Origin of the sequence: Pseudoalteromonas sp. OFAV1 (assembly GCF_021532595.1) — a bacterium.
Lineage (GTDB): Bacteria > Pseudomonadota > Gammaproteobacteria > Enterobacterales > Alteromonadaceae > Pseudoalteromonas > Pseudoalteromonas lipolytica_C.
The window spans coordinates 22,376-32,567 of the sequence record NZ_JAKGBG010000050.1 but is presented as its reverse complement, the minus strand read 5'-3'; the positions used below and the strand labels follow the sequence as shown (position 1 = coordinate 32,567).

General features: G+C 41.2%; 9 protein-coding genes. 5 read left to right on the top strand and 4 right to left on the bottom strand.

All coding sequences use genetic code 11. The features are described from left to right. Nucleotides 1–13 precede the first annotated feature (13 nt). Both L1267_RS19900 and L1267_RS19895 read right to left on the bottom strand, forming a co-directional pair. A complete protein-coding gene (locus L1267_RS19900) occupies nucleotides 14–2,179 on the bottom strand; it encodes a S9 family peptidase (RefSeq protein ID WP_199526027.1) in 2,166 nt (721 codons plus the stop codon). 128 nt (nucleotides 2,180–2,307) lie between these two features. Then, nucleotides 2,308–6,006, bottom strand: a complete 3,699-nt coding sequence (locus tag L1267_RS19895; RefSeq protein ID WP_235383902.1) for a S8 family serine peptidase — start codon at nucleotides 6,004–6,006, stop codon at nucleotides 2,308–2,310. 232 nt (nucleotides 6,007–6,238) lie between these two features. On the opposite strand from L1267_RS19895, the gene L1267_RS19890 reads away from it, so the two are divergent. Together L1267_RS19890 and L1267_RS19885 are read left to right on the top strand one after the other, a co-directional pair. Beyond that, nucleotides 6,239–6,709, top strand: a complete 471-nt coding sequence (locus tag L1267_RS19890; RefSeq protein ID WP_135923138.1) for a DUF2721 domain-containing protein — start codon at nucleotides 6,239–6,241, stop codon at nucleotides 6,707–6,709. Nucleotides 6,710–6,800: 91 nt separating this feature from the next. Next, a complete protein-coding gene (locus L1267_RS19885; protein WP_135923137.1) occupies nucleotides 6,801–7,253 on the top strand; it encodes a c-type cytochrome in 453 nt (150 codons plus the stop codon). A gap of 60 nt (nucleotides 7,254–7,313) precedes the next feature. Here the strand turns inward: L1267_RS19885 and L1267_RS19880 are convergent, their stop codons facing one another. Next, nucleotides 7,314–7,964 carry a cytochrome b/b6 domain-containing protein gene (locus L1267_RS19880; protein WP_135923136.1) on the bottom strand — a complete coding sequence of 217 codons (651 nt, stop codon included), beginning with the start codon at nucleotides 7,962–7,964 and terminating at the stop codon, nucleotides 7,314–7,316. 152 nt (nucleotides 7,965–8,116) lie between these two features. On the opposite strand from L1267_RS19880, the gene L1267_RS19875 reads away from it, so the two are divergent. The 3 genes from L1267_RS19875 (at nucleotide 8,117) to L1267_RS19865 (ending at nucleotide 9,789) form a co-directional block, all read left to right on the top strand. Then, nucleotides 8,117–8,824 carry an AzlC family ABC transporter permease gene (locus tag L1267_RS19875; protein WP_135923135.1) on the top strand — a complete coding sequence of 236 codons (708 nt, stop codon included), beginning with the start codon at nucleotides 8,117–8,119 and terminating at the stop codon, nucleotides 8,822–8,824. Next, on the top strand, nucleotides 8,821–9,120 hold the full coding sequence (locus L1267_RS19870; RefSeq protein WP_235383901.1) for an AzlD domain-containing protein: 300 nt from the start codon (nucleotides 8,821–8,823) through the stop codon (nucleotides 9,118–9,120). Before L1267_RS19875 ends, L1267_RS19870 begins: the two co-directional genes overlap by 4 nt. A gap of 186 nt (nucleotides 9,121–9,306) precedes the next feature. Then, a complete protein-coding gene (locus L1267_RS19865; protein WP_235383900.1) occupies nucleotides 9,307–9,789 on the top strand; it encodes a glutathione peroxidase in 483 nt (160 codons plus the stop codon). A 56-nt stretch (nucleotides 9,790–9,845) separates the two neighbouring features. Here the strand turns inward: L1267_RS19865 and L1267_RS19860 are convergent, their stop codons facing one another. After that, nucleotides 9,846–10,034, bottom strand: a complete 189-nt coding sequence (locus tag L1267_RS19860; protein WP_036974357.1) for a PA3496 family putative envelope integrity protein — start codon at nucleotides 10,032–10,034, stop codon at nucleotides 9,846–9,848. Nucleotides 10,035–10,192 lie beyond the last annotated feature (158 nt).

Genomic DNA, 10,192 nt, shown 5'->3' with positions numbered 1-10,192 from the left:
GCCTGATGGGTGATTATTTTTCTATACCCGCTAAATCTAACATAAAGGCATAATATAACGCGGTGTCTTGCAAGCTTTTAAAGCGCCCAGATGCACCACCGTGCCCTGCTTCCATGTCGGTTTTGAACAGTAATAGGTTATCATCAGTTTTATATTCACGTAGCTTAGCCACCCACTTTGCCGGTTCAAAATATTGCACCTGTGAATCATGCAATCCGGTAGTGACTAACATGTTTGGATATGCCTGCTTTTTAACTTGGTCGTATGGTGAATATGACAACATATAATCGTAATAGACTTTATCGTTCGGATTACCCCACTCGTCATACTCATTCGTTGTTAATGGTAAGCTGGCATCAAGCATGGTCGTCACTACATCGACAAAAGGCACTGCTGCAATAACGCCTTTATAAAGCTCAGGTGCTTGATTGACAACAGCCCCCATTAGCAAGCCACCAGCACTGCCACCCATGGCAAAAATATTATCTTTATCACCATATTTTTGAGCAGCTAAAGACTTAGTCACATCAACAAAGTCATTAAAGGTGTTTTGTTTATGCAGCAACTTGCCATCTTCATACCAAGGACGGCCTAACATTTGCGAGCCACGGATATGCGCAATTGCAAATACAAAACCGCGATCAAGAAGGCTTAAACGCGAGCTTGAAAAGCTCGGATCCATGGTTGCACCGTACGAGCCATAGCCATATTGCATAAGTGGATTAGAGCCATCTTTTTTGAACTTGTCTTTACGATAAACAAGGCTAACGGGTACATCAACACCATCTCGGGTCGTTACGTAAACACGCTCAGAGGCATAGTTGTCTGGGTTAAAGTCACCTAACACTTTGCGCTGCTTCAGTAGCGTTTTTTCACCATTTTCAAGATTGATATCGTAGCTGCTACCTGGGGTCGTCATGCTTGAATAGTAAACACGTAAGTTAGGGGTATCTAACTCACTATTACCATAGCTAAAAACCATGTAAGTTGGGTCATTAAAAGCAACTACTTGCTCTTGTTGGTTACGAAGGTCACGAATAGTGATACGGGTTTGACCCTTTTCACGCTCTTCGTAAACCAAATGATTATTGAATAACTCAATACCTTCAAGTTTCACATCATCACGACCAGCAATAAGCGTTTGCCAATTTGCTTTATCATGCGCTTTATCGCGGTGAACTTTCATCAGTTGGAAGTTAACTGCATTTAAATTGGTAACAATATAATACCAATCACCCAATTTTTTGATGTCGTATTCAAGCCCTGCTTCGCGTTCAATAAAACGTTTTGGCATTGCTTTTACATCATTGGCATCAATAACCGAGATGCCCGAGGCACTGGTGCTGCCATGACTAATATAGATTTCTTGTTGATCTTTGCTTTTCGAAATACCCGTGTAGTAACTGGTATTTTTTTCTTCATACACTAGCTCATCGTCGGCTTGAGATGTTCCTAGTGTATGGCGATAAACTTGGTAGCCTAACAGTGTCTGTAGGTCTTTTTTAATGTAGTAAAAGGTTTTGTTGTCATTCGCCCAAACAACTTCACCTTCAGTGCCTTCAAGGCTCTCTGACAACATTTTACCTGTGCTTAAATCTTTTACTTTAATTGTATAAATACGACGACTCACCGTATCTTCACCGTAAGCAAGCAAATTGCCATTTGGGCTCACTGCCAAACCTGTTACAGCAAAATAATCATGATCTTTAGCAAGGTCATTTACGTTCAAGATAACCTGCTTATTCTCACCCTGGCTATCTTTGCTGCGCACATAAACCGGGTATTCGTCATCACCGCGCGTTTGTGAAAAATAGTAATAATCACCTTTTTTGGTTGGCACTGTATCGTCATCTTTCTCAATACGTCCTTTAAGCTCTTCGAACAAGGTGTTTTGCAATGGCAGAGTGTGTGCGAGCATACTTTCTACATACTCATTTTCAGCATTTAAGTGGGCAATGACGGCTTCATCTTTACGCTCATCATCTCGCATCCAATAATAGTTATCGATACGAGTATCACCATGGATGGTCATTTCATAGGGTATTTTTTTGGCGACGGGAGCAGATATCTGAACTTGCTCTGTAATAATTGCTTGTTCTTTATTATCTGGAACTTTATTACACGCTGATAGAACAGTTAAAGAGAGTGCCGCAAGGCAAAGTGAATGGCCAACTTTCATAGGGATCCTAATTAATTTTTATTATTAAGTCCCTAATATAAGTAATTAACCGTGAATTTATAAGTAGCCTTTGTGAAGCAATGTAAAAAGGGAGCCGAAGCTCCCTTTATTAGTTACTTATCAAGCAATTACTTTTGCTTACGACGACGCATAAATGCGAACGGCGCAGCAAGTAATGTTAACCATGCTAGCGAACCTGACGATTTTTTCTTCTTAGGTTCTTCAGCTACAACGTCTTCTGCCGGGTCTTGAGTTACTGCAATAGTAATCGTCACCGCTTCAGACATATTGCCTGCAGAGTCAACTGCTGTCACTGATACTTCGATAGAGGTTGTTTGCTCATAATCGATTGCACCCGCAACCATTAACTCACCTGTATCGCTGATGCTGATGCTATCACTGCCTGTCACTTCATAAGTAGCGATAGGAGTCAGATCTGCATCTGGGTCAGTCGCAGTCACAGTGCCAATTACAGTACCTTCTGCTGCGTTTTCTTGAACCGTGAACTCACCAAGATCAGCATCGATTACTGGGTTAACTTCTTCTGGCTCGTCAGCAACGTTCATAACTTCAACAGTCACCATCGCAGGCTCAGAGATATTGCCTGCAGAATCTGCAGCAACAACTTCAAGCTCAATAGACGTAAGGCCTGCATCGTAATCTAGCATCTCTGCATTCATTACCACAACTTCTCCAGCCGCGTTCACAGAAACCGCTGTAGAAGAAGAGCTCAGTACGATGTACTCAGAAATTGGATTTGCAAGTTCAGCACCGTAAGTCGCTTCAAGCATACCGATAACAGTACCTTCTGCGCTATTTTCATCAACGCTGAACGAAGCATCGGCAAGCTCAGGCGCTGTATTAGCATCTGCACTCGGTGTTGCTGCGTATGCTTTAGAACCAGAATCAGATAGGATCATGAAGTCTGCACCAGCATTCAATAATGTTGCTGAAGCGCCTGGTTCAATTGAACTTACAGCCTCACCAGATTCATCAACAAGCGCTGCATAGACATCATTTGATGCATCAGTGAATGTATATGTGCCCATTGCAACATCGCCTTCGCCTGATGCAATTGGAGTCCAAGTTTCTTCTTCTGTACGGAAACGCACATTTGCAGTTGCTTTACCAATATCATCAGCCGTTAGACCAAATGCACCTAAACAGCTTTGCATCGTTAGATGGTTATTACCAATAATTTGGTAAATGTTATTAAGATTACCTGAAGAGCTACCGTAGCCATGAGTGAAGGTAATAGCAGTGCCTGGCTCAACATCGTAGAACCATTCTAACTTGCCATTTTGTACTGTAACGTCGTACGTGCCATCCTGATCAAGGTCGAAGTCAGCCATGAAGCCACCCACATAAGAGTGAGTGATACCATCATTTAGTACCATAGTTGTTAATGTTACATAACCGCTATCACAGACCTCTGCTGGTACTGCAAATGTTTCAATCGATGCGCCAACTAAGTCTAAACGTTGATCTTCATCGACTTCATCAGTCGCTACCGTTGGTGCAAACACTGGCTCTAAAGCAACAGCGCCAGTATTTGTCAGTTGGTGAGCAACACCATCATCAGTCATGACTGGCATAAAGCTCATTGCTGCATTCGCTTTTGGCAATACGTGGTAAACAAGGTGGAATGCTTTCTCGTCACCATCTGAGAATATTAACGCACCGTCTAATTCAAGGTTCGTTAAATCCGTCGTTGAGTCTTGAGAACCAATGTTGTCATCAGTCAAAGTCCACTCAGGTAATGTTGTCGGGTCGATTGTCGCAGTGACATCAAATGACAGCATTTGACCAGCTGGAACTGTGATTGTTTCTGGGTAATCAAGTGAGAATGAACCACGTTCTATATCGTCTTGATAACGCTGTTCAAGTGAAAGCGTATAAACCTTTGCTTCATTTGAGAAGTTTTTAACGTGAACAGTTTTAGTTAGTTCTACTGTTTCTGATGCATTTACTAAACCAAATGAAAGCGCAGCTTGTTTAGTATCTGCAGCCCACGCAGCAACTGGTAAGTTAGCCGCTTTATTTACGTCAACTAAACCTGCCCCGATATAACTAATTGGCGCAAGCTCAGCATCAGGGTTAATCGCTAATGGCTCCATTGTGACATTGAGGTTAGCAGTGTTCATTAGCGTAGCTTTTAACTCAAGTGCATTACGTTCAGGCAGTGCTTCTTTTAATAAGCTCACCGCACCAGCCGTGATTGGACCTGAGAATGAAGTACCTGTTGCGCCAGTAAGACCATCACCTAAACCTGGGTGAGCAGTCATGATGTTTACACCTGGTGCTGTAATTTCAGGTTTTAACAGACCACCCATTGAAGGACCACGCGATGTGAAATCAGCAATAGCGCCAGAAAGAACTAAACGTTCAACTGTTAGGTTAAATGTACCGCCTGCTTTAAGTGCTGTACCTGTGGCAAATGTTACGCCGACAGAAGGGATAGTTACACTTGGATCAGAACCACCCATAGGAGCTGGCGTACCATCATCGTTATTGTTTGCAATAATAACAAACTCTGCACCTTTAGCTTGTGCTGCTAATACTTTAACTGTAAATGCACATGCTCCACGGTCGATGATAACTCCCTTACCAGTAAAATCTACGTCATCAGCAAACGCTTCACATGCCGTTTGGTTCGCATCTGGGTAAACAAGTTCAATATCGTCATTTGAGAAACTAAACGCAGTTTGAGGACCAAAACTTGCTGGCTGCACAATTGCTTCTTCGCCATTAACTGTACCACTACCAATTGACTCAGCACCTGTAGGGTGAGTCATTGCCCCAACAGAAAGAGCATGCTCAGTGGTACTTGGGCCACCAACGATAAATGGATATGCGCCATCATTACCTGCAGAGATAACCACGTTGGTACCTAGTTTAACTGCTTGGTTGATGAATAAGCCTACAGCATCATTTGCAATATCACCGTAATCACCACCTAAAGACATGTTGATTACGTCAACACGGTCACTGATATCACCATTACCATCTGGGTCCATTGCACTTTCAAGCGCTAATAATTGCGCAAGACCAGGACAACCACTATTACATACAGAGTAAACGAATAAATCTACGTTTGGTGCGATACCGTTAACCGAGTGAGAAACGTGTGTACCATGATTTGTATCTACATCAATTGGATCACTATCATTATTGATGTAGTCATAACCGCCTAAAACCTTACCTTGTGGCCAATCAACTGATGCAGGATCAGCAATCGCAGCAGCATATGCTTCATCAGTACCTTCACCACCGAATGCTTTGTGTGTGTAGTCGATACCTGTATCAAGTACCGCAACGCGAACACCTTCACCTGTTGCTAAACCATTCGCGACAAGAGGTGTTGCCTCAATATAATCGGCACTGTCTGCAACATGCAATTCATAATCATAAACAGGGTAGATACCCTCAACTTGCGCGTTAGAGAGAAGCTTTGCAACGTCCTGCTTATTACCATTGACTACGATTGAGCTGACAAGTGTTGATGTTTTCGCAACAACTTGCAGCGGTAAATCCATGCTGCTAATCGCTTGCTCTACACTTACTTGTGCCGCTTGTGCTTGTGACTGAATACTCGCAATATCTGCACCACGTGATGTTGCATTTACTGTTGCTGGTGCATTTAACTTAACTAACCAACTTGTTGCTTCGCTGCGAACTTTTTGCTCTTTTTTAGTAACAGCACTTGATTTAATTAACTTTTTGCCTGCTAGATTGTATTTTGAAAAGTCATTGGCTTGTGCACTAGCGCACATTGCACTTGTTACAGCCAAAGCAACTGCTGTTCTTTTTATTAGATTTTTAGACATGGGTTCCCCTGGGATATGTTATTTTATCGTCCTAAATAGTGATTGAAACAAAGTTTCATCACCAATATAAAGCGTAAACACACTCAAGAACAACATTTCAGTTACATTATAGTTACAGTAAATTTATTATATGCGAGAAAAAAACTGACAAGACTTTGTTTTAAAAGCGTTTAATGAAAAAGCATGGGTTGTAAATATTTGTAAATGAATCAAATGCAAAAAGGTAAACATAATGAACTCAGAGGTCATTAATATTCTTACTATGGCTAAGGTGATTCAAACAGCCGTAGCCCCGGTATTCTTAATTACGGGTATTGCTGCCACATTAGGTGTGTTATCTAACCGTCTAGCCCGCATTACCGACCGTGCAAGGCAGCTTGAGCGTAAGTTAAAGGTCAGTACTGATGAAGACTTTAATAAGTCTCTAACGACTGAATTAAGAGCGTTATTAAAGCGCTCGCGCTGTATCCATATTGCATTTAGTGCAAGTGTGCTTAGTGCCTTATTAGTGTGCGCTGTGGTTATGTGTTTATTTCTATCACATATCCAATCTATTAACCTAAGCGTGACAATTGCCAGTTGCTTTGTGGCCGCTATGGCCCTGTTGATCTGTGGTTTTTTATCTTTACTAGGCGAGGTTTTCTTAGCAACCAGAAGTATGCGCCGCGGGATGATATTCGCCGATATAGATATAAATGATTAATTAAGGTTAACCGCAATACACTTGAATATTATATTGAGCTAAGATACAACTCAGTTAGTTTACTTTTATGACATCTTAAGGGGCAAAAGGAATGAAATTAAAACAATTAGTATTAGGTGCAATGCTATCTACAATGGCACTAGGCGCATCAGCAAATTCTGTATTTGAAGAACCAAGTGATGCAATCGAGTATCGTCAGGCAGCATTTTCAATGATCCGCGTACAAATTGGTGACATGGGCGATATGCTAAAAGGAAAAGTACCTTTTGATGCTGAACGCTTTCAAAAGCGTGCCAACAATGCAGCTGCACTATCAAAAATGCCTTGGGAAGCTTTTGTAGCGGGTTCTGATAAAGGCGATACATCTGCACTTGCTGCTGTATGGAGCGATAACGAAACCTTTATGAAAAAAGCAGTTGCTTTCCAACAATATGCTGATGAACTAGCAGTTGCAGCACAGAGTGGCGATGAAAAAGTAATTGGTAAAGCATTTGGCGCATGGGCTAAAGGCTGTAAAGATTGCCATAAGTCTTTCAAAGACTAGTCTAGTAATTATGTAAACTAAAAAGGCGCTGATAAGCGCCTTTTTAATATCTTGAGAAGTCTACCCAAGCAAATAACTGAGCGGCTCTGCGCCCCAAGTTGTAAATAGCACCACTAAGCACACAGCAAAAATAATAAAAGCGAGCATAGGTGATTTGGTGACAGGCTCAGTGACTGAAACCTGGTCGCTACTGCCCGTTAGCATAGGTTTGACTAAATTCTTTCCCTTAATGCGGTAAATCACAATTGCCAATACATGCAACACAATGGCATACAACAAAATATCAAAGTTCAAATGATGCAACCAACCCGCAAATTCTACGGTATCTGATGATACATGTGCGACTAGCGGGCCGTCTGTTAAGATATCGTCGCTGGTCATAAGTCCCGAGGTTAACTGCACAAGTATTAAAACAAAAAATGCAATCACCATATAACTGCCCGCCGCACCATGACCTGCCTTATGTTCATTGCTTGTAAATGACTTAATTGCAGCAACAGGTGAATGAATAAGCGCAGACAGCTTTGCTGTTTTGCTACCAATAAGCCCCCAAACAAGGCGTGTAATAATAAGCGCTAGAGTGAAGTAGCCTGCAGCAAAATGCAGCTCTAACATACCCTCTTCAGCACTAAAATAGAGTGTTGCGATGGCCGCAACTAATAACCAATGGAAGCTTCTTATAAAGCCATCCCATACTTTAACTTTAGACATTGTAACTTTCCCTTTAAAAGACGCTTATAACTTGCAGATATGAAATTTCAGCAACGGGTTCGGCTATACATTATTGCAAACTTCAGTTATTTTGACACACCTCTATTTCAGCCGTTTTGATCTGAGCCATAACAACAAACATGAGCGATAAGATGCATAAATCAACAATAAGAGCCTTGCTAAAAGGATTTTTCGACATGCTCCCCTTATGCCTTGCGGTGTTACCTTGGGGGATTTTATGTGGTTCGTTAGCTGTTCAAAATGGCTTCAGTGCTTTAGAAACACAAGCTATGTCGTTGTTGGTATTTGCAGGCTCTGCGCAGCTAGTCGCAATTGAATTAATGGCCGGCAATACCCCTTTGCTTACTATATTGTTTACCACACTCATTATTAGCTCGCGGCACTTTCTATATGGTTTAGCTATTCGCCACAAAGTCATTGATCAACCTTTTCGTTGGCGCCTTCCTGTTAGCTTTGTACTCACGGATGAATTATTTGCGTTTTCGCACCATCGCAAAGCCTACCGAACAAAAGTGCGCCTTATTTACGCGCTCAGTGCAGGGTTTAGTTTTTATATTGCGTGGAATATATGGACTTTGCTTGGCATAGTCGCGGGAAGCTTACTGCCTGACTTAACAGACCTTGGGCTTGATTTTGCCATTGCTGCCACATTTATTGCCTTAGTTATTCCAGGTGTAAAGAACCTTGCTACGTTGGCTACTGTGCTCACCGCAGGCGTTGTCGCTACGCTTTTAAAAAGTCAAGGCTTTCAGCTATGGTTAGTGACTGCAGCGCTAATAGCCATGACAGTAGGTTATTTAATTAGTCGCTGGCAAGCAAAAGAGGAGCATACACTATGATGACCAGCATTTTATTGATGGCGTGTATTACCTTTTTCACACGTTACTTATTTTTGCACCGCGCATTACCGTTTAAAGTCGGCCCGAAAATGCAGCAATTTTTAAGTTTTAGCGCCCCAGCGGTACTTACCGCAATTTGGGTACCCATCGTCTTTATAAATGAGGGAGAGATTAACTTAGATTGGCAAAACCCTTATTTAAGTGCGGCTGTATTAGCCATCATTGTCGCATATAAAACACATAACATTTATTACACCACGCTTGCAGGCATGGGGCTATTTATCATTTTAAGTTAGTCTTTTTTGTCGCTAAATTTGTACTTTTGGCCTTTCAGAGCAACATACTTTGAGTTTAAAAAACTGACATCAACTCTAACACTGCTCACAGTTGGCTATAAGGTATAAAGTGTGATTAAAATTTATACTTTTATACATCTCTAAAGCGGGTTAGAATTAATTCAACAATAATAATAAGTGATACCTATGAGTGAATTTTATCAACTGAGTGCCACCAGCCTTCAAGGTCAAACTATTGATTTTAAAGACTTTGAAAATAAAGTCGTTCTAATTGTAAATACGGCGAGTAAATGTGGCTTTACCCCTCAGTATGAAGGCTTGCAAGCACTCCACGAAAAATACCATGATCAAGGTCTCGTCATTATCGGCTTTCCATGTAACCAGTTTGGTAAGCAAGAACCGGGAGATGCTAAAGAAATAAAAGAAGGCTGCCTAATTAACTATGGCGTTAGCTTTTTAATGATGAGCAAGGTCGATGTAAATGGCGAACATGCCCACCCAGTTTTTAGATACCTAAAATCAGAGTTACCTGGGTTTATTACCCGCAAAATAAAATGGAACTTCACCAAGTTTTTAATTGGTAAAGATGGCAAAGCTATTAAACGATTTGCTCCTTTAACAAAACCAGAGCAGATCGAAGCTGCGATTATTGCTGCATTAAACAAATAAAATCACATGCCAATAAGCAATAAAGAGGCAAAATGCCTCTTTATTTAAATTTATGCTTAGTCGTTCATGTACTCGTCAAAGTCGTCTTCGCCTAAGTTTCTGCGTAAGCGTTTTTGCTCAAGATAATCTTCTAGCTTCTTCTTAACGCGTTGCTTTTTTTTGTCATGTTGATTACGCCCAACCATTTCGTACTCGTCTTCAACAAAATCGTCATCTAGCGCATCATAACTAAATGTCTTACCCACAACCCACTCCATAAAGTGTTTGAGACCAATTTCACAAATTTAAAGTTTGCTCTGTGAATTGGCAAAGTTTAAAAAGCTCAGTGATTAATTAGTATGTAAAAAACCACCAAAATAAAGCCATATCGCCATGCTAAATGGGTGATATGTCAATATTGTGA